The sequence below is a fragment of the Shewanella sp. Koi 1 genome, assembly GCF_052907445.1.
On sequence record NZ_JBREJM010000001.1, the window covers coordinates 4,252,242 to 4,272,630 of the forward strand.

General features: G+C 48.8%; 18 protein-coding genes. 10 read left to right on the plus strand and 8 right to left on the minus strand.

Annotation, left to right across the window (positions count from 1 at the left end; translation table 11 throughout):
- Positions 1-46: 46 nt before the first annotated feature.
- Together ACUZ8J_RS18765 and ACUZ8J_RS18770 are read right to left on the minus strand one after the other, a co-directional pair.
- Complete coding sequence (locus ACUZ8J_RS18765; RefSeq protein WP_446694615.1) at positions 47-967, minus strand: TlpA family protein disulfide reductase; 921 nt, start codon at positions 965-967, stop codon at positions 47-49.
- Positions 968-1,313: 346 nt separating this feature from the next.
- On the minus strand, positions 1,314-2,363 hold the full coding sequence (locus tag ACUZ8J_RS18770; protein WP_446694616.1) for an NAD(P)H-dependent flavin oxidoreductase: 1,050 nt from the start codon (positions 2,361-2,363) through the stop codon (positions 1,314-1,316).
- A 387-nt stretch (positions 2,364-2,750) separates the two neighbouring features.
- Here ACUZ8J_RS18770 and ACUZ8J_RS18775 point away from each other — a divergent pair, with 387 nt between their 5' ends.
- On the plus strand, positions 2,751-3,164 hold the full coding sequence (locus ACUZ8J_RS18775) for a DUF2541 family protein (protein WP_446694617.1): 414 nt from the start codon (positions 2,751-2,753) through the stop codon (positions 3,162-3,164).
- Positions 3,165-3,229: 65 nt separating this feature from the next.
- A complete protein-coding gene (locus ACUZ8J_RS18780; protein WP_446694618.1) occupies positions 3,230-3,607 on the plus strand; it encodes a DUF4156 domain-containing protein in 378 nt (125 codons plus the stop codon).
- Between the two features lie 133 nt (positions 3,608-3,740).
- Here the strand turns inward: ACUZ8J_RS18780 and ubiA are convergent, their stop codons facing one another.
- The gene (ubiA, locus tag ACUZ8J_RS18785; RefSeq protein WP_446694619.1) at positions 3,741-4,601 is read right to left on the minus strand and encodes a 4-hydroxybenzoate octaprenyltransferase; all 861 of its coding nucleotides are present in this window, start codon (positions 4,599-4,601) and stop codon (positions 3,741-3,743) included.
- 125 nt (positions 4,602-4,726) lie between these two features.
- Entirely contained in the window at positions 4,727-6,895 is a 2,169-nt protein-coding gene (gene uvrD / locus ACUZ8J_RS18790) for a DNA helicase II (protein ID WP_011715677.1), read from the minus strand.
- A gap of 171 nt (positions 6,896-7,066) precedes the next feature.
- On the opposite strand from uvrD, the gene ACUZ8J_RS18795 reads away from it, so the two are divergent.
- The 3 genes from ACUZ8J_RS18795 to ACUZ8J_RS18805 all read left to right on the plus strand — a co-directional run bounded on the left by ACUZ8J_RS18795 (position 7,067) and on the right by ACUZ8J_RS18805 (position 11,825).
- Complete coding sequence (locus ACUZ8J_RS18795) at positions 7,067-7,987, plus strand: response regulator (protein WP_446694620.1); 921 nt, start codon at positions 7,067-7,069, stop codon at positions 7,985-7,987.
- Positions 7,988-8,229: 242 nt separating this feature from the next.
- A complete protein-coding gene (locus tag ACUZ8J_RS18800; protein ID WP_446694621.1) occupies positions 8,230-10,200 on the plus strand; it encodes a hypothetical protein in 1,971 nt (656 codons plus the stop codon).
- 515 nt (positions 10,201-10,715) lie between these two features.
- Positions 10,716-11,825 carry a DUF3800 domain-containing protein gene (locus ACUZ8J_RS18805; protein ID WP_446694622.1) on the plus strand — a complete coding sequence of 370 codons (1,110 nt, stop codon included), beginning with the start codon at positions 10,716-10,718 and terminating at the stop codon, positions 11,823-11,825.
- Between the two features lie 372 nt (positions 11,826-12,197).
- On the opposite strand, the gene ACUZ8J_RS18810 is transcribed toward ACUZ8J_RS18805, so the two are convergent.
- From ACUZ8J_RS18810 to ACUZ8J_RS18825, 4 genes are read right to left on the minus strand one after another with little or no spacing between them, the layout of a single operon-like run.
- Positions 12,198-12,605: an NUDIX hydrolase gene (locus ACUZ8J_RS18810; protein ID WP_086903816.1), complete on the minus strand. Its 408-nt coding sequence runs from the start codon at positions 12,603-12,605 to the stop codon at positions 12,198-12,200.
- A 28-nt stretch (positions 12,606-12,633) separates the two neighbouring features.
- The gene (gene ypfJ, locus ACUZ8J_RS18815) at positions 12,634-13,515 is read right to left on the minus strand and encodes a KPN_02809 family neutral zinc metallopeptidase (RefSeq protein WP_446694623.1); all 882 of its coding nucleotides are present in this window, start codon (positions 13,513-13,515) and stop codon (positions 12,634-12,636) included.
- Between the two features lie 47 nt (positions 13,516-13,562).
- Positions 13,563-13,988: a hypothetical protein gene (locus ACUZ8J_RS18820; protein WP_446694624.1), complete on the minus strand. Its 426-nt coding sequence runs from the start codon at positions 13,986-13,988 to the stop codon at positions 13,563-13,565.
- 11 nt (positions 13,989-13,999) lie between these two features.
- The gene (locus ACUZ8J_RS18825) at positions 14,000-14,233 is read right to left on the minus strand and encodes a hypothetical protein (protein WP_088211882.1); all 234 of its coding nucleotides are present in this window, start codon (positions 14,231-14,233) and stop codon (positions 14,000-14,002) included.
- Between the two features lie 193 nt (positions 14,234-14,426).
- Between ACUZ8J_RS18825 and ACUZ8J_RS18830 the strand changes: the two genes are divergently transcribed.
- From ACUZ8J_RS18830 to ACUZ8J_RS18850, 5 genes are all read left to right on the plus strand, one after another.
- Entirely contained in the window at positions 14,427-15,920 is a 1,494-nt protein-coding gene (locus ACUZ8J_RS18830; RefSeq protein ID WP_446694625.1) for a helicase HerA-like domain-containing protein, read from the plus strand.
- A 313-nt stretch (positions 15,921-16,233) separates the two neighbouring features.
- A complete protein-coding gene (locus ACUZ8J_RS18835) occupies positions 16,234-16,356 on the plus strand; it encodes a hypothetical protein (protein WP_039978852.1) in 123 nt (40 codons plus the stop codon).
- Positions 16,357-16,849: 493 nt separating this feature from the next.
- Entirely contained in the window at positions 16,850-17,806 is a 957-nt protein-coding gene (locus ACUZ8J_RS18840) for a TAXI family TRAP transporter solute-binding subunit (RefSeq protein ID WP_011627359.1), read from the plus strand.
- Between the two features lie 107 nt (positions 17,807-17,913).
- Positions 17,914-19,947 (plus strand): TRAP transporter permease, encoded by a 2,034-nt coding sequence (locus ACUZ8J_RS18845; RefSeq protein WP_011627360.1) that lies wholly within the window; start codon positions 17,914-17,916, stop codon positions 19,945-19,947.
- A 33-nt stretch (positions 19,948-19,980) separates the two neighbouring features.
- Positions 19,981-20,379 carry a DUF1850 domain-containing protein gene (locus tag ACUZ8J_RS18850; protein ID WP_446694626.1) on the plus strand — a complete coding sequence of 133 codons (399 nt, stop codon included), beginning with the start codon at positions 19,981-19,983 and terminating at the stop codon, positions 20,377-20,379.
- The last annotated feature ends 10 nt before the right edge of the window (positions 20,380-20,389 follow it).

Genomic DNA, 20,389 nt, shown 5'->3' on the forward strand with positions numbered 1-20,389 from the left:
CCCCAAAGGCCTTCGAATGTCTCGAAGGCCAAATGGTTGAAAATCCCTATGGCGCGGCCTTGAGCCTTGCGACAATTTTCTCTGGCTGGCTAAAATCGGTAATACGCTCAATGACTTTACCGTCTTTCACCCAAAGCAACGTCGGAATGTTGCGGATACTAAAGTGATTAAATAGCACGCCTAATTCATCAATACTGAAATCGACGCGTGAAGGATAGAGCTGTTTAAAATCGGCGAGGGCTTTATCGTCAGTCCACAGATGATTAACCACCCCATGCCAGACTTTGTTCGGCAATTTTTGCGCTAGCTTGTCTAAATCTTTCTGGGCGGCAACACAGGCCTGAGACATTTCGGGGCGACTCTCAGCCAAATACCAATCACACCAAGTGGCGGTAAAAAACAGTAGATGCTCACCTTGCTCCCATGGTTTCAGCAGCTTAGCCGTTTGTTCTGGGCTTGGCGCATCTGTAGTTTGTGCGCTGAGTTCTTGGCCATTGGCCAGCATATCGATAAATTTATCGAGGTTCGCATCCGACTCATGGCTAGTGTAAACCACTTCGCCTGCGCGATTGATTAACACGCTATAGGGCGTCCCGACTAAGCCAAGAGCCACACCCAATTCGCCCTCGTTGTCTAGCCAGACAGGCATAGTCAGACCGAAACGTGAGATGACTTCGGCTATCTTAGGTTGTTCTTCGTTGATATTGATATTCAGGGCGAGGATATTGACCTTGTCCTGATACTTTTTCTGCAATTCCTCAAAATGCGGCATCTGCTCCATACAGGGCTGACACCAGGTTGCCCAAAACTTAAGGTAAATCGGTTTATCGCCAGCGATGTTTTTTAAGGAGGTTTGCTGTTGATCTGGATAGGTTTTTAGCACTATATCTTGATAGCTTTTATCGGCAGCAAAAGTAGAAAAACTGATAAGGGCGAGACAGGTAACTATGATTCGACGTAACAACATTAGCGTTATCCTTTCAGGTGGAGATCGCTCACAACCACAAGGGTTGGTCGTGATATTCAGCCAGTGACATAAGCAATTACTGAGAACAAATACCAAGTGAAACAGGGCGGCATTACAGGACTAAGCCGCCCGGCCGCCAGTATAAATGAATAGGCTTATATTTTAGCCATGTAAAATATAAGCCTATTTGAGCAGAAGCGACGCATCGATTGCACCAAGGCCGCGAACTAGCGCTGGATGCAGCAGTAAATGGTGCAATATCAGCAACTCATCCCCCGTCATCACTCTCGCAAATGATTAGTAGATACTGAATTTGCACCTGTAACTATTTATTGGATTTCAAACATTAAACCATCAAGCCTAAAGCCAGCTGCCGCGTCAGATCGGCTGCGGGAATGTTTCGGCAACCACTGGCATTTTGGCCGCACCATAGCGGACTAAAATCGCCAAATCCTTGCCGCTCCGCCGCCGTTCTTAAGCCCGCAACGGCTGAGGATGCCAAGGGGAAATCTGGCACAGCCTCATTCATCGGCCCCATTTCGGCCATAAAGCGGTTCACTATGCCGCGGGCGGGTCGACCGGAAAATAAGTTCGTCAGTGCCGTATGCTGCGCGGCGTCGCTTTGCAGCGCCTCACGATGAATGCTGCTGGTATTGCACTCGGGGCAGAGTAAATAGGCCGTCCCCACTTGCACCGCCGAGGCGCCCATCGCCATGGCGGCGCGCACAGTGGTGGCATCGACAATGCCGCCGGCGGCAATCACCGGAATATCCACCGCCGCAATCACCTGTGGTAATAGACTAAAAGTCCCCAACTGCTCGGTTAAATCCTCGGATAAAAAGTGTCCTCTGTGTCCACCTGCCTCAAGGCCCTGGGCAATAATCGCATCGGCGCCGCGAGCTTCGAGCCAAAGTGCCTCCTCGACTGTGGTCGCCGTGGAGATAACTTTTGAGCCCCAGGATTTGATTTCCAGCAGCAATTCTTCATCGGGCAACCCAAAATGAAAACTCACCACCTCGGGCTTAAATTTGGCTAACACCTCTGCCTGCGCCTTGCTGTAGGGGGTGCGCTGGGCGCCAGCGGGCTGCGCATTCGGGTCGAGATTAAATTCAGTGAAATAAGGCGAGAGCTGTTCGAGCCAAGCCGCTTGCTTGTCCGCCTGCGGTAAAGGCTCACTATGGCAAAAGAAATTCACATTAATAGGTTTAGTGGTATTGCTGCGGATTTCGGTTAACTCAGCCTCAAGCGCCTCGAGGGATAACATGGCGCAGGGCAAGGAGCCCAATCCACCTGCCTGTGATACTTCAATCGTCAGTGCACTACCCTGCACGCCCGCCATCGGGGCTTGAATAATCGGAAACTGGATCCCAAACAATTGTGTTAGTCGGCACGGCATACTTCACCTCCATTGAATAAATCCTGTAGCGACTCGCGCCTGTCTTGCTTACCGCGCATACTGCGATAAGCGAGCGGCCGAGTACGTGTTGTCACAATCTACCAGAAAAATGCATACGACATACAGCATTTGGCCGACAGTGAAAAATCGGCACTTTAAATCTGCCCTTTAAATAGGATGATAAAATGTCATCATTTAATGGATATTTCAGTCTAATTAAAAACAAAAATAATATAACCAAAATAACAATGACATTTGTATCAAAGTAAAAAACACTTATCGAAACATCCTAAAAAATCACGTGATATCCGCCGCATTCACTAATTAAAAAACTATTTAGGGATAGTTAAATACCTTATGATTCGCCCCCATTTTTTGGAGGCCATAATGTTATTAAAATCCAGTCTATTTTCGACGACCATCATCCATCGACTCATTCTTTGTTTACTACTCGCGCTCACCACATCCGTTGCCCACGCAAAAGATGATAAGGACGATGAAATCACCCTAGGTCGAACCCTGTTACTCGGCATAGGTGATCATCCTGCCACCATCCCGCTTATCATTTGTAGACAAGCAAAGTACATTAAAATCAAGGCAGAAAGAGATGTCAGCGTAGATCGCGTCGTGGTGACCTATGGGGATGATAAAACCCGTACCGTCCGCTTTGATACCGATCTCGAAAAGGATAAACACTCGGAGTGGAAATCACTCGGTGCGCGCCGCTGTGTGAAAAAAATTGAGGTATATGGAAATTCAGACCGCAGTAAAGCCGGTATTAAAGTCATCGGCAAAAAGTAGTGATGAATTAATAGATCCCCCATTAACTTCAATTTGATGAAATAGTGAATGCGAGCACTCAATAAATGATCTTTCGTGCAATGTTGCTGTTATTAATCGGTTTAAATTTAACGGCGTGTGTCACCTTTCCCACGCCAGAATCGGCACAGGTTAAAATATTATGGGAAAACTCTGTCGCCATCGAAAACTGTACCTATAAAGGCACCGTCATTGGCTCACAGGGACATTTCTATGACTATTGGTTGCACAGTGATAGGGATATGGTGTGGGGCACACTCAACGAGCTACGCATCAAAAGCCATGCACTCGGCGCCGATACGGTTTATCTCTATCAACCGCTTAAGTTTTTAGGCTCAGTGACTATGATGGGGAATGCTTACCAATGTGCTGAGACTCATGCTTCTGAGGCCGAAGCTTCTGAGGATAAAGCTTCTGAAACTTAGATTCGACAAGTCTGCCGTCGCAGATGAATAGCGTATCGAGTCAATGAGTTGAGCGTTGAGCAGGCTTTTAATGAGTTTTGAGCGGCTATCAGACGACACGCCTGATAGCACTCATACAAACGGAGAGGGAAACTTAAAACAGGTAATCGGCGCCTAAACCAACAAACAGTGCTAATCCCGCCCAGTTATTGTTGAGGAAGGCTTTAAAGCAAGGAGCTCTCTCGCGGCCAAAAATCAACATCTGTTGGTAAGTGCTAAAACCAACAAAGGTAAATAGTCCTAGACCATAGAGCAGACCACGGTCGGCACTCCAACCCGCGGCGATAAAACACAGCAGCGCGGCAAATTGAAATAACCCAATGATTTGACGGTCGTATTGGCCAAACAGAATGGCGGTCGATTTGATACCGACTTTTAAATCATCATCCCTATCGACCATGGCGTACATAGTGTCGTAGGCCACAGTCCAGAACCAATTGGCGGCAAATAACCACCAAGCTTCGATGGGCACTTCACCGGTTTGCGCCGCATAAGCCATGGGAATCGACCAGCTCCACACCACGCCCAAAAACATCTGCGGCATGTTCGTTACCCGCTTAGTAAAGGGGTAGATAATGGTGAGGATAATGCCGACAACAGAGAGCTTAACCACTAACCCATTGAGCAGTAAGACTAAACCAAAAGCGGCCAGACCTAAGATCACAAACAGCAATAGCGCTTCTTTGGTGCTGATTTCGCCACTGGCGAGGGGACGGGATTTAGTGCGTTCAACGTGGGAATCGAGGTCGCGGTCGGCATAGTCGTTAATAATGCAGCCACAGGCGCGCATGATCACCACACCGATAATAAAGATAATCAACACTTTAATATCGGGCATTCCACCCGCAGCTAACACCAGCGCCATTAAACAGGGCCAGAGCAATAACAAGGTGCCGATAGGACGGTCGAGTCGAGTCAGGCGGGAATACACGTCCCACTTCTGCTTTAGATTCATTAACTAGCTACTCCCAAACCTAATTTTTTATCTCGGTTGCTAGGCTAAGCATCATATACCCTAGCCACCTTTTAAGCGAATTTGTGCAGACTCAAGCTGTCACAAAATCATGACATTGGCGTCAATCAACGCGCCTCTAAACGCGCGTAGGCGACCACCAGCCACTTACTGCCAAAATCACTAAAATTCACCTGCACTCGCGCCTGCGCGCCACTGCCCTCAAAGTTAGTCACTTTACCGTCACCAAATTTTGGATGATGCACTCTTTGGCCGACGCTAAAGCCAGTATCGTTGGCGACCGCCGACTTTTGCGCACTGAAGCGATTATTCGCCATCGGCGTTGACACCTGCGCCTTTAAGCGAATTTCGTCCACATATTGCGGCGGAATTTCCTTAATAAAGCGCGATGGACGGGCATAATCTTCGCGGCCATAAATACGGCGGGATTCAGCATAGGTGATATAGAGTTTTTCCATCGCTCGGGTCATGCCCACGTAACAGAGGCGGCGTTCCTCATCGAGTCTGTCGCCCTCTTCGAGCGCCATCTTACTCGGGAAAATCCCCTCCTCGACGCCCGCCATAAACACCATGGTAAACTCAAGCCCCTTGGCCGAGTGCAGTGTCATCAACTGTACGGCATCGGTAAAGGCATCGGCCTGACCTTCGCCCGCCTCTAGGGCCGCATGGGATAAGAAGGCATTCAGCTCGCCCATATCCTCAAGCTCTTCCGGCATTTCGAAGGTACGCGCCGCAGTGACGAGTTCCTCTAAGTTTTCGATACGGGCGTGGGCCTTTTCGCCTTTCTCCGCCTCGTACATGGCCTTAAGGCCAGAGGCTTGGATCACTGTGTCCGTCATCCGGTACAACGCCATATCCTGAGTTTCTTCCTGCAGGGTGACGATAAGATCCATAAAGCCACGTACCGCAGAGGCGGCGCGGCCAGCGAGCACTTTTTCATCCAGCAAACGTAAACAAGCCTGCCACAGGGTGAGTTCCTGCTGACGGGCGGTCGAACGCAGAATATCTAAGGTGCGATCGCCAATGCCACGAGGCGGCGTATTGACCACCCGCTCGAAGGCGGCATCGTCATTTTTATTGCTGATAAGACGCATATAACCCATAGCATCTTTAATCTCTTGGCGTTCGAAGAAGCGCAGGCCACCGTATATACGATAGGCTAAGCCTTTGTGTAATAAGGCTTCTTCGAGCACTCGCGATTGAGCGTTTGAGCGATATAAAATCGCGCAGTCACTTAAATTGCCGCCTTTTTCGTACCAATCATTGATACGGCCGACAATAAAGCGCGCCTCGTCCATTTCGTTAAAGGCGCAGTAGAGGGAAATCGGCTCACCATCGGCTTCGTCGGTCCACAACTCTTTGCCTAAACGCTCGGGGTTATTGGCGATAAGGGCGTTTGACGCCTTCAAAATATTGCCCTTGGAGCGATAATTTTGCTCGAGGCGAATCGTAGTCGCCGTCGGAAAATCCCGCAGGAAACGGTGCAGGTTTTCAACCTGAGCGCCGCGCCAACCGTAAATAGATTGGTCGTCGTCACCCACTATCATCACGTTGGCAGTTTGGCCGGCCAACACACGGATCCACGCATATTGGATGGCGTTGGTATCTTGGAACTCGTCCACCAGAATATGCTTAAAACGCTCCTGATAATGCGCAAGCAGATGCGGTTTATTGAGCCATAACTCGTGGGCACGCAGCAGGATTTCGGCAAAGTCGACTAAGCCCGCGCGGTCGCAAGACTCTTGATAAACCTGATAAATCTTCAGCAGGTTTTGCTCAATCGGAAAACCACCCGCATCAATATGCTTGGGCCGTAATCCTTGATCTTTCTTGCCATTGATATAGGCCTGCGCCTGACGGGGAGGATATTGTTTTTCATCCAGATTCAAACTTTTAAGAATGCGTTTCAGCAAGCGCACCTGATCGTCTGAATCGAGAATTTGGAAGCTTTGCGGTAATCCCGCATCTTGAAAGTGAGTGCGTAACAGACGATGCGCCAGCCCGTGGAAAGTACCAATCCACATCCGCCCCATATTGGTGCCAGCGACTTTCTCCACCCGCTCACGCATCTCGGCCGCGGCTTTATTGGTAAACGTCACGGCTAAGATTGAGTAAGGGCTCTGCTGTTCGACCTGCATTAACCACGCGATACGGTGGGTTAATACTCGCGTTTTGCCACTGCCTGCGCCCGCAAGCACTAACATGCTGGATTGCGGTGCTGCGACAGCCTCGCGCTGTTTATCATTCAGGCCGTCTAGTAAAGAAGATACGTCCATTCTCGCCTCCAAAAAATCGAGGGGGCAGTATAACAGAAGAAGCGCCCAAGGCATGCCACGAGTTTGAGCTCAATCACAGACAATTCATTTGACTCAAAGGCCAAGTTTGGCTTGAATTGATTGATACAATTTATTAACAACTAAAGTATGACTCGATGCCAAGGGACCTGAATGCATTATTGTTTTAACGCTTTTGTGTTGGATACCCAGAACCGAACCTTGTTCTGCAACAACCAAAGGCTCCACTGCGACGAGCGCGTTATCCTGTTACTCGCAAAGCTAATCGACGCCTATCCCGCCCATTGCGATCAGGCCTGCTTGCTCGAACATATTTGGCCCAATACTGTGGTGAGTAGTTGGTCCGTCGCAAGATTAATCTCAGATACCCGCAAATTATTCGAGGCGGAGGGCCTTAAGGTACCCATAATTCAAACCTTGCATGGCCGAGGGTATCGGCTCTCCCCCGATATCGCCGCCATTATTCGCTCCGATGCCGTCGCTAACAGTTTTGCCGCTCAAGACCACTCACTCGCAATAACAGATAACGCCACCAGCGCAGCCAACTCGAATACACTTCAACCCGCGCAAAAAAAGCCCTACTTCACCCTGCCGGGATTAGTCTTGATTGGTATATTGTCGAGCGCAGTGCTTGCCCTGCTCTATCACAATCAGGCTGAACGCAACGGCCAATTAGTGTTGGCCGAGCCGCAAAACGTAAAAGCACGCATATTGTGGGTCGATGATCACCCAGAAAATAATCAGGCCGAGCGCCAGTTTTTAGAGCAAAAAAAGATTGGGGTTTACACCACCAAAACCAGCAGCGATGCACTCACACTGCTGAGTTTGTATAGTTACGATGCCATTATTACCGACATGGGCCGGGGTACCGATCCCCTCGCCGGTCTGAAGCTGATGCAGGCAATCCGCGAGCGCGGCATTAACACGCCCATTTACCTCTACACCATCATGCCCTCCGAGGCGCTAAGGCAAAAAGCCCAAGAACATGGCGCGCAGGACATCGCCGTCGAAGCCGAAGACTTATATCAACACTTGATGCCACTCATCCGTTATGCCGACGCAGGCGTGGAGTAAAGCCGCGCTCGACCTCAGCAAATTTTGCTTCAATCTATTGATATTGTTCATTTTCAAAAACATTCAATAAGTTTCAAAGACAAAATCCCTCCCGAGGATTTATATCTTGTTCAGGGTTCAGCACCTGACCCTTTCTGCCGATCGCTATCGCCCGTGCCCCAAGATGACTAACGACCATCCCGCTATGTGGGATAGCGAGTTGTTGCTGATATTTGCTCAGTAGCCTAAAAGGAATTTACATAATGAAGCCAATCTATCGACTTACGGTTCCCATTCTCTTAGGTCTCACGCTCGGCGCCTGTGGCGGCAGTGATGATGACGATGAAGATCCTAGCCCCATTGAATCCCAGCAGTTTGCCATTAAAGGGACAGTAAAAGGGCTAACCAACACCCTAAAACTCACCCTACAAACCAATGGCCAGACAGTAGAAACGCTTTCTGTTCAAAGTGATGGCACAGATAAGGCCTTTGCATTTTCGAATATGCAGAATGAAGGCGTTAGCTTTGCCATTACCGTTAATACGCAGCCAACGGCACAAACCTGTACCGTCACCAATGGCAGCGGCACCTTAAGCCAAAGCAATGCCGAAACAGCCCTCGTCACCTGTGAAACCAATGCTAATGCCGAATTAACCGGGATCTTTAGGGACAGCCCAGTAGCCGGGATCCATTATCAAACCGACAGCCAAACCGATGGCACCACCAGCGATATTGGCGAGTTTCAATACTTACAGGGGGAACAAGTTACCTTTTCGGTCGGCGCGATTCAGTTTCCCAGCACAGCTGCCAGCGCACTCGTCACTCCCACCGAAATTGCAGCAGGCAATGAGGTCACAAAGGTAAATATCCTGCAATTGCTGCAAACCCTAGATCAGGATTGCGATGTCGAAAATGGCATTCAGATCAAAAGCTCACACCATGATCTGCTCGCCAATACCGTACTGGATATCAGCAGTACCGATTTTGATTCCCAACTCAACACCGCCTTTGCCAGCCTCGGCTCGGGTTTGAGTCTTATCGGTGAAGCCCAGGCCCTAAGCCATTTTGATAATTCGAATCGTAATCTGTTGCTGGGTAGCTGGCTGCTGTCGGAGGGAGAGGGCCAAAGCAATATTCTGACCTTTATCGACCATAGCCGTTACCTATTGATCCACGAAAATTCTGGTGATGGTGGCCAAGCGGCGGCCTCAGTCGAATACGGTAATTACACTTGGGACAGTGTGACAGGCAGCTTCAGTGTCAGTCTTATCGGCCAATCTGACGGCTCCGGCGGCCTGTACGATGGCAGCAGTATCGTCAATAAGGCAGAGGTCAGTTTAACTACCCTCAAGCTGACCCTCACGGATAATGGTGCAAGCAATATCACGCTTACACGTATCGAAGATGCTAGCGATGCGTTAATCGGCACTTGGCATGTGTATGACCCAGAAACCGAGAACGACAGCTTTGTAACTTTCCTGCCCAATCAAGCCTATGCCATTGTGCATACCGCCAATTCCGACAGCTATGAGGGACAATCCCCCCAAGCGCAATCGGGGGAGTTCGGTCATTACGTCAAAGATGCCAGTGGCTATAAGTTTACCGCCAGTGTCGAGTCCGACGGCCCTAATGGTCTCTATGATGCCCAGTCGGCTGACGCCCATCAGTTTTCATCCATCAGCACCAGCCAATGGGGCGAGATGATGGCAACTGAAAATGGCCCAGATGGCGGTACTTTTACCTTAGATAAGGTCGGCAGTTTTGTGACTGAGTTGGTCGATAAACCTTCTGCCGCCGCGGGTACCAGCCTTGGACGCATCACCTCGGTACGGGACATCGAAGGCTTTAGCTACGACGCCACCGTCAATCGCCTGCTGCAATTCGACTTAACCTTTGCCACGGACACACAAAACCGCTGCACCACTGAGTTCGCCAATGGCCAATGCGGCGCACGTTACAACATGCTGGTGCAGAATGTGTCCGAGAATGATATGGGGGATGTGATTGGCGACATCAGTCTGAACGAAGTCACCAGCAATGCCCAAGTGAACAGCGATTTTTATATGACGACCGCTGGCACACTGCACTTTGCCTTTAGTGGCAGTCAGACGATGACTATCAGTCCTTTGTTAGGCAAATCTTGCCAAGGTAATCAACGCGCCTTAGTGAGCTTAACCGATACCAGTAATAACCAATCGCTTTGGTTAGTCGAGTTAACCCCAGCCGCCCTATAGCTAACGCTATCTTCCCTTTGTCGGGCTATGTTCTTCCGTAGTCCGGCATTTTTTATTCTAAAAACTACGAAATCTAGCGAAGAACGCAATTACCTATCGAACCGCGAGAAATCGACCTATATGGGCTGATTTATTTTCTATAACCACCTGAACCTTTTGTGATTTCAAAAGCTGTAAATAATGATTAAGCACTTTCATTCCAGTGACACGCCGTGAATATGTCCCTATAGGCTCGACGACGGCATCCATGCCGTCAACGGTCACTTCCATGACAGTGCTTAATCCCATTAACCTTTGCGTTTCTTTGCCAGCCAGAAAAGAATGAGAAAGCTGAAACGATATCAAGTAATTATCCATCAAACTGTATAAAAAACCGCTACCGCAAAAAAGCAAATTCCTATAGCATCATTTATACCAATTTACATGGATGTGGCAGCGACCAAGTCCAACAAGCGATTTATGCCCTGCAAATAGCGCTGCGCATAAATACTAAGACTTTATGTGTAAGGATAGGCATGAATTATCATTATTATCTTGATGAAAGTGGAAATTCTGGTGATCTCATTAATAAAAAATTAGATCTCAATTTTGGCAATCAGCCAATTTTCACTTTAGCTTGTGTCGGCATACTTGATGTAGAAAAAACAAAAAGTGACATTAACAACATAAAAATTAAACATTCTATTTCTGATGTTGAATTAAAATCATCAACACTTTATTTTCAGTGCCCAGAACTGTTCTCTGACATCTTTACTTACTTAAATGACAAACAGTATCCAATACTAGTTGAGCTTGTTGATAAAAAATATTGCCTTGCAGCACATATTGTTAATTACTATATCATCCCTCTCATGGCTGATGAGTCAAATGGGATAGCACAATTGATAAGAAATGGTATCGCTGACTACATAACACATCACTTACCCAACGAGTGTTTCTTGGCTTTTTTTTCAGCTTGCAATCAGCCATCCGAGACTAGCATCATAGCTGCTTTGGAGGTAACACGAGACTTTTTTTCTCAAAAAGTACCTGAATTAGATTTTGCAGAATTAACGGTAAAATCGATAAATTTAACCATTGATGGCTATTTTAAAACCAAAGAAGAATATGGCGAGACCGTTGCTATAGAGAAGTTTTCACCTATTCCCGAGAAAACAAAAACTGGTCAGAAAATTAATATATTACCCCACGTACATTCTGTCTTTAACATTCTAGCTAGGCTAAATCAACTTCACAATAAGAATATGAATGAAGTAAATATCCATCATGATTTACAAAATGAATTCGAAAGCATAATTTTATACTCTAAAAATATCATTGAACAAAAAACAACATCTTATAATGGCCCTCCAGTATTTAACTCTGATTATAATTTTACAAAAAAGGCAAATTTAGACTTTTTAGATTCCAAGTCGAATGTGGGTATACAAATCGCTGATCTTATAGCTGGCTTTATGAGCAGATATATAAATGGCTGGTTATATAAAAATTCAGAAATTCCAAGTATATATCATGAATCATTTTCTAGAATAGTCTCAAACTATAACAATATTCGCTCCCAAGGAGTAAACTTCGTAATTCCACAATCTAAACAACAAATCATTTTCAGAAAACATAATCTATAGATCTAAAACACATAAGATGGTGAAACAGGAAATACACAACTCTTCAATGCTTTTAGTGACCAACAGACAGCTCAACAATCAAAGGAATACACCATCCCCTCGGAGTTGCCGCAGGGCATTTGCGTTCGTTGCGTGAGCGAGGCATGGATGCCGAGATAGCGTCAGTCGAATCAGGGACGAGCGTCTGACGCGATAGCATAAGAACGCTTAATGCCCAAGGGGCTTTCAACTCCGTTAGGGGCGTCTTGGAGCATCCAAGGAGGATAGGACGAGCAGTCCTCCTTGGTCGGGTGTGGGGTGAAGCCCCACGACTTTGACTTTGCTTTTAAAAGCAATCAAGCCGATTAGCAGTCCAAGCTTACTGACAAAGCCTTAAAACTTTGCACTCACCACAACACCGTTGAAATTAAGACAATCTTTAACTCTTTGCTGCTGAACCGCGCTAAGGGTGTCGATATCATGGAAGGCAAACTCTGAGTGTTCATGGCTTAAGCGAATCACCGCATCGGCAGATGCAAACTCACAACGAAAGATAAAGGCTTGGGATTGATAGGCACTGTGATAATACACACCGCTTAGGTAGTGGACGTTCACCGCCAGCCCCAATTCCTCTTGGCATTCGCGCAGCAGCGCTTCGTGAATCGTTTCGCCGGGCTCTAAGGCGCCGCCGGGTAGGCCCCAGGCACAATTGCCGTAATTAGCCTTAAGAAGTAACACTTGGCCCGCATCGTTAGTGATCACCCCATGGCTACTGAGCCGAAACCTATCTTCAAATGCCATGTTTCAATCCCACGCTAAGGCTGTGTTATCACGAGTTGTGGTTAAAGGTATTGCAGCTGGCAAGCTTGCCTGAGGCAAAACCCGTCTTAAACCATTTTACCCTGTCAGCCGAACTGCCATGGGTAAAGGCTTCGGGTTGTACGGCTCGGCCAGCCATTTTTTGCAAGCGATCGTCCCCCACGGCACTCGCAGCAGCGATGCCCTCTTCTACATCCCCGGCTTCGAGCAGATTGAGCTGCCTGTCGACATAATGCCCCCACACGCCAGCATAACAGTCGGCTTGCAATTCGAGGGCAACACTCAGTTGATTGGCCTGCGCCTTACCAGCGGCTTGCTGCGCCTGACGCACTTTAGTACTGGTACCGAGTAGGTTCTGCACATGGTGACCCACCTCGTGGGCAATCACATAGGCGAAGGCGAAATCCCCCGGCGCCCCAAGTTTTTTCAGCTCCTCGAGAAAACTCAAGTCGATATAAACTTTGCTATCAGCGGGGCAATAGAAAGGCCCAGATTGCGCCTGTCCCATACCGCATCCAGTTGAGGTCATATTGCGATAAAGCACCAGTTTGGGCTCGACATATCGCCCCTGCAGTAATTGATTCCAGACGGTTTCGGTGGTGCCGAGGATCGCCGCCACAAACTGGGCATTTTCATCTTGAGCGGCTGTATTGCTGGCCGATTGTGATTGGCTGAACCCCGCTTGATTGCTCGGGTCTAGGGACAATCCGCCAGTAAAATACTGAAACGCAAAATACAATCCGCCCAACAGCAATATCACTCGGCCGATTTTGGTGCGAAGTAGAAAAGGCAGCAAGCGCAGCAGGAGCGCGCTGGGCACGCCCGCCGACGCCATCTGTTGGTCACGTCTGTCTTCGATATTGGAGCTGCGGTCACTGTCACGCCAACGCATTGGATTTCCTAGGCTATGGGTATGGGAACTAGATTTCAGTGTAGCCGTTATTTGGGATCATTCTGCTCGGCGGGCGCCGCTTTTAACGAGCGCAAAAACAGCCCGAGCCCACCAAAGGCTAACACTAAAATCACGATCAAATCGAAGGCCGACATGGCCCTAAAGTGAAACTGAATCGAGCTTATTACCCCGGCAATTAAGGCGACTAAGGAGCCTAAGGTAAGCAGCCAACCGAGCTTAGTCTTGGCATCAAAAAACACCATCACTATCCCGAGGATAAACGGTAGCATCACCATACCTGTGGTGATAGAAAATCCCTGTCCAAAGGCATTCATGCGGTAGAGTCCATAGCCCAGTCCAAAACTGGAACTTACCTGTATCGCATTGAATAACAGATAAAATCCTGCACACATCATGGCAAGCCCAATAAAAAATTGGCCAATACCGCCCTGTGTTCCTCCCGCTCCCTTCATACCAATCCTTTCTATTGACGTTGTTGAATCGCTTTGTCGACAGCTTCTTTAAGCTGTTGTTCCTCAGCAGCCTTTTTGGCTTTCTCATGGGCTGCCAACTGTTTATCCGCCTCGGCCACGCAGCGCTGTTTATCTAGCATGGGCTCATAGGGGTCGACATCCGTCCGGGCAGAACAGGCTAACTCGGCACAGGCGGAGGTCAACAGTGATGCGGACAAGACTAACATAATCAAAGGGGTTTTCATCTTCGGCTCTTCAACAAAATAGCTACACTTAACCAAGTTAACATTGGCAAGCTTTACTTGAGCTGTATCGATTATGTGCTCAACGATATTGACACAGATCCACGAAAGGCAAACACTGAGTGATGTTTTTTTATCCACCCATGACCGACGCCCCATTGGTTCATCACGGGGCTAATTAAGACAAGGACTGCGCTTGAATACTCTACTCTTAGGTAAAGGTGAGCAACGGGTTCACTTAAATCTTAAATATGCCAACCGCCACGGACTGATCGCAGGCGCCACTGGGACGGGGAAAACCGTTTCGCTGATGACCCTCGCCGAAGGCTTCTCTCGCCAAGGTGTGCCGGTATTTATCACCGACATTAAAGGCGATATTTCTGGGCTTGGCGTCGCGGGCACACCAAACGACAAACTCTTCCAACGGGCCGCCGAAATCGGGATTGAGGAATATCAAACCGAGGCCAATCCGGTGGTTTTCTGGGATTTGGCAGGAGAGCAAGGACACCCCTTACGCACAACCGTGAGCGAGATGGGGCCGACCCTACTCGGGCGCATTCTCGAACTCAATGACACCCAAAGCAGTATTTTAGACATAGTGTTTCAACTGGCTGACGACCAAGGTTTATTGTTACTCGATCTCGACGATCTTCGCGCTATGCTCAACTTAGTCGCCGATGAGCGCAAAGATATCTCCGCCAAATATGGGCTTATCAGCGCCCAGTCCCTCGCCGCCATTCAACGCTCGGTCCTCGGCTTGGAGCGCGATGGCGGCAAAGACTTTTTCGGCGAGCCAGCGCTACAACTCGAAGACTTGATGCGCACTAACTTACAAGGGCGCGGCATTATCAACCTGTTAGCCGCCAATAAGTTAATCCTGACCCCAAACCTCTATTCCAGCTTCTTACTCTGGCTGCTATCAGAACTCTTTGAAAACCTACCCGAAGTCGGCGATCTCGATAAACCCAAGTTAGTCTTCTTTATCGATGAGGCGCACTTATTGTTTGAAGGCTGCCCAGCAAGTTTGCTTAAACGCATAGAGCAGATTATGCGGCTTATCCGCTCCAAGGGCGTCGGGGTGTATTTTTGCTCGCAGTTTCCTGACGATATTCCCAACGAGATCTTAGGTCAGCTCGGTAATCGGATTCAACATGCCCTCAGGGCGTACACCCCTAGGGATCAAAAAGCCGTTAAAACCGCGGCAGAGACCTTTGTGCCCAACCCTAAATTGGTGGTCAGCGAGGTGATTTCACAACTCGCCGTGGGCGAAGCTTTAGTCTCGACACTCGCCGAGAAAGGTGTGCCCACTATGGTGGAACGCGCCCTGATTGCACCGCCCCGCTGTCGCATGGGGCCAGCAAGTGCGGAGGAGTTAAATGCCATTCGAGCCAAGAGTCCCATTGGCGGCAAGTACGACACTTTAATCAACCGAGAGTCCGCCTACGAGCGACTCAATCAGCGGCACGCCGAAGCGGCCAATGGCGCCGCTAGCACCAAAACCGCGAATACGCCCACCGCTCAAGAAGCAGATCAAGGCTGGTTTAGCGAACTGATCTTTGGCAATAAACGCCGCCAAGGATTGGCCGAAACCCTCTCCAAACAAGCGGCGCGAACCGTGGGTAATCAACTCGGCAAACAAATATTGCGCGGACTACTCGGCGGCATACTCGGCAAGTCGACCCGCAGGTAATGGCGCAGGGCTAAAACCGTGCACTAAACCGCATATTTTATATACACATTGGCACTACCATTAGCGTGAATTATTCTAAGTAGTGAGTGGATCTTAGTTAGGATTTAGGTGATAAGATTATTTTGCGAGTACCGCTCAGAGAGGCAAATAAATTCAAGTAATTTACCAATAGTTTTAAATAGTTGTGATTTAAAAATGGTGTAATTCGAGTTTAATCGTTTCGCTTTAATCAGGACATCATGGAACGGGTTTTACGCAAATGGCTTACATGATTAGCCTGATGAACAACCACTGAAAGTACATGGAGTTAACTATGAGTAAAGAGCAAAAAAATCGCAAAGAGGCCAAGAAAAAGCCGTTAATGACGATGAAGGAAAAACGTGCCGCAAAACACGCCAAAAACGCGTCTAAAGGTCTCCTCGATAACGTTAAATAATATTGTGGCACTTTAGGGTGCGCCTCCAATATCGACAATTAAGGGTTAACTACGGTTAGCCCTTTTTATTGGCTCGCTCTCGGTTGTTGGTTATTAATCCCGCAAACAACACAGATTAAGTTATCAATAAGGTAATGATTTAATTAGCCTAAGCCCTAAACTGAAAATGTCACCTAGACTAAAGCAACATGCACATTGCTTGAGTCTTTTGCTAAGGTTTTATTTACCTAGATCACCCATAACCACAATCGCAGCTAAGTTACCGATTTATCAGCTTATTCCATTTTAGCCATCACAGCACCCGACGCTCGTTAGCCCTATTGGAATATTGGTTATACGCCTAATAAATCACGATTTAGACTGCATATAAACTCGTGACAAAGCCTGTATTTTGAGCAGATTTGGGTATATAAGTAGTGATACTAAAGTAGCAATCAAACAGTCCGATTTACCTTACCCTATATAACACAATAAAAAATAAGGATATTTCAGCATGAAAATCAACAAACGTTTTATCGCCGTTGGCGCAGCATTAACGCTCTCACTCAGCGCAGCCTCAATGGCGGCCGCACCTGCCTTTATCAATATCTTAACTGGCGGCACCAGTGGCGTGTATTACCCCATTGGTGTGGCACTGTCGCAGCTCTATGGCTCAGGCATTGAAGGCGCCAAAACCTCAGTGCAAGCCACTAAAGCCTCGGTTGAAAACCTCAACTTGCTGCAAGCGGGCCGTGGTGAGTTGGCCTTAGCCTTAGGCGATTCGGTGGCAGCAGCCTATCAAGGCGATGCCGATGCAGGCTTTAAAAAGCCATTAGATAAGGTGCGCGTGCTCGCAGCCGCTTACCCTAACTACATTCAAATTGTGGCCAATAAGGAATCTGGCATCAAAACCTTAGCCGATTTGAAAGGCAAGCGTATTTCTGTCGGTGCGCCTAAGTCGGGCACTGAACTCAACGCGCGTGCCATTTTTAAAGCCGCGGGTTTAAGCTACGAAGACATGGGCAAAGTGGAATTTTTACCCTATGCCGAATCGGTCGAGCTGATTAAGAACCGTCAGTTAGATGCGACCTTACAATCTTCGGGCTTAGGTATGGCAGCTATCCGCGATTTAGCCGCGACTATGCCAATCAACTTTGTGGAAATTCCCGAAGATGTGATCGGCAAAATCAATAACCCAGCCTATCAACATGGGGTGATCCCAGCAGCCACCTACGAAGGCCAAACCGCCGATGTCTCTACGGTTGCGATTCAAAACCTCTTTGTGACTCAAGCCGGTGTGTCTGACGATTTAGCCTATCAGATGACTAAACTGATGTTTGAGCATTTAGACCGTCTCGGCAACGCCCACTCAGCGGCGAAAGCCATTCAATTAGACAAGGCAACCAAAAATCTGCCTGCGCCACTGCACCCAGGTGCTGAGCGTTATTTCAAAGAAGTTGGCGCACTCTAAGGGTGTAACCTCAATCTGTGCGACCCATTTTTCACCTAAGCACTTGAGTGATAGCGTCACTCAAGTGCTGCGTCGCCCTCTGTAGTCTAATGCTGTGAGGCATAAATATGAGCGATTCCGAACAAGGACTAGGCGCTAAGACCAGTGACTGGCCCAAGGCGCTGTTTTACACCGCGCTACTTTTCTCTATTTTTCAAATCATTACCGCCGCCTTTCATCCCGTATCGACCCAAGTTTTGCGGGCAACCCATGTAGGCTTTTTACTGTTAATCGTATTTTTAAGTTATCCGGCGGTGGGCAAGTCTCGCCCATGGCAACCCTTAGCCTGGGTACTTGGCCTTGCGGGCATGGCAACGGCCGCCTATCAATGGTTTTTTGAGGCCGACTTGATCCAGCGTTCCGGTGAACTCACCGATGCCGATATGGTGATTGGTGTGGTGTTGATTGTCTTAGTGTTTGAAGCCGCACGGCGGGTGATGGGCTGGGCACTGCCGATTATCTGCTGTATTTTCTTGGCCTACGGCTTATTCGGCCAATATCTCCCCGGTGACTTAATGCACCGTGGCTATGGCGTTGACCAAATTATCAATCAGTTATCCTTCGGTACCGAAGGGCTCTACGGCACACCAACCTATGTGTCGGCCACCTATATCTTCCTATTTATTCTCTTTGGTGCCTTTTTAGAGCAAGCGGGGATGATCCGTCTGTTTACCGATTTTGCCATGGGCTTATTCGGCCATAAACTCGGCGGCCCGGCGAAAGTGGCCGTGGTTTCTTCGGCAATGATGGGCACAATCACAGGCTCGGGCGTTGCCAACGTGGTGACCACGGGGCAATTTACCATTCCCTTGATGAAGCGCTTCGGCTACCGCCCCGCCTTTGCCGGCGGTGTAGAAGCCACTTCCAGCATGGGCAGCCAAATTATGCCGCCCATCATGGGCGCGGTGGCCTTTATCATGGCCGAAACCATTAACGTACCGTTTATTGAAATCGCCAAAGCGGCGTTAATCCCCGCGTTATTGTATTTCAGCTCAGTGTTCTGGATGGTGCATCTGGAGGCTAAACGCGCCAATCTCTGCGGTTTACCTAAGGACCAATGTCCCGATCCTTGGGCGGCAGTGAAGGAGCGCTGGTATCTGCTTATCCCACTGTTTATTTTGATTTACTTGCTGTTTTCGGGACGTACGCCGCTGTTCTCCGGCATGGTCGGTCTAGCACTGACTTCGATAGTGATCTTAGGCTCTGCGATTGTGCTGCGCCTACCTTCTAATGCGATGCGCTTTGCCTTTTGGATTGCCCTTGGGGTGTTGTGTGCTGGTTTCTTCCAGATGGGTATCGCCGTCGTCTTTGGGGTCATCGCCTTACTCGTCGCTGTCTGCTGGTTTATCAAAGGGGGCAAAGATACCCTGACCATCTGCCTGCACGCTTTAGTCGATGGTGCTCGCCATGCGGTGCCCGTGGGGATTGCCTGCGCCCTAGTTGGGGTGATTATCGGTATTGTCTCGCTGACGGGGATTGCCTCAACCTTCGCCAGTTACATCCTCGCCGTGGGTCAAGATAACCTCTTCCTCTCGCTGGTGTTAACTATGCTCACCTGCATGGTGTTGGGCATGGGCATCCCGAGTATCCCTAACTACATTATTACCAGCTCGATTGCCGCCCCCGCCCTACTGGACTTAGGTGTGCCGCTGATCGTCTCCCATATGTTTGTGTTTTACTTCGGGATTATGGCCGACCTCACGCCTCCCGTCGCCTTGGCCTGCTTTGCCGCCGCGCCAATCGCAAAAGAATCGGGGCTGAAGATCAGTCTATGGGCGATTCGCATCGCTATCGCTGGCTTTGTGATCCCCTTTATGGCGGTTTACGATCCGGCGCTTATGCTACAAAGCGATAGCTGGCTTGCCATCGGCTTTGTGATGTTAAAAGCCACCGTGGGCATTGGTATCTGGGGCGTGATCTTTACCGGTTTCTTACTGCAAAAACTCTATTGGTGGGAACGGGTTATCGGCTTCCTCGCCGGAGCCAGTTTAATCCTTGCGACACCGCTCAGTGATGAAATCGGCTTTGGACTGGCGCTACTCTTTATCGTGCAGCACAGCCTTAGAGCGCGCAAACTGAAACGTCTTGCCGAGCAGGGGTAAGGTTTTGAGTGTATGCAAAGGTAAGGCAATAAGATGCTAGGTCTATGTTTAGGCCTAGCGGGCACTCTGTGGGCGCAAGTGCCCACAGAGCAGTTCACTCTGGCGTGGAACCACAGCATAGAAAAAATCCGCTGGGAAGAAGACTATCAAGTCACCACTCAAGGATTACAACTCACTGAGGCCAGAATCAAAGGCACGGGCGCGGGAATGGAAATCCCCGATGATGCGGTATTTAGCAATGGCAGTTGGCATTATCAACCTAAGTTGCCCGTGCTGCCGAGATTACGCCTAGGGCGCACACCCGAGGCAGGGGATTTTGAGCTGTGCTTCACTCAGGCTTCGGGGGAGACGCAGTGCCAAGCTATGAGTCATTGGATTGGCCAGCCGAACAAACAAGATGCTGCCGTTGAGGTGTGGGGCTGTCAGCTGTGAAATATCACTT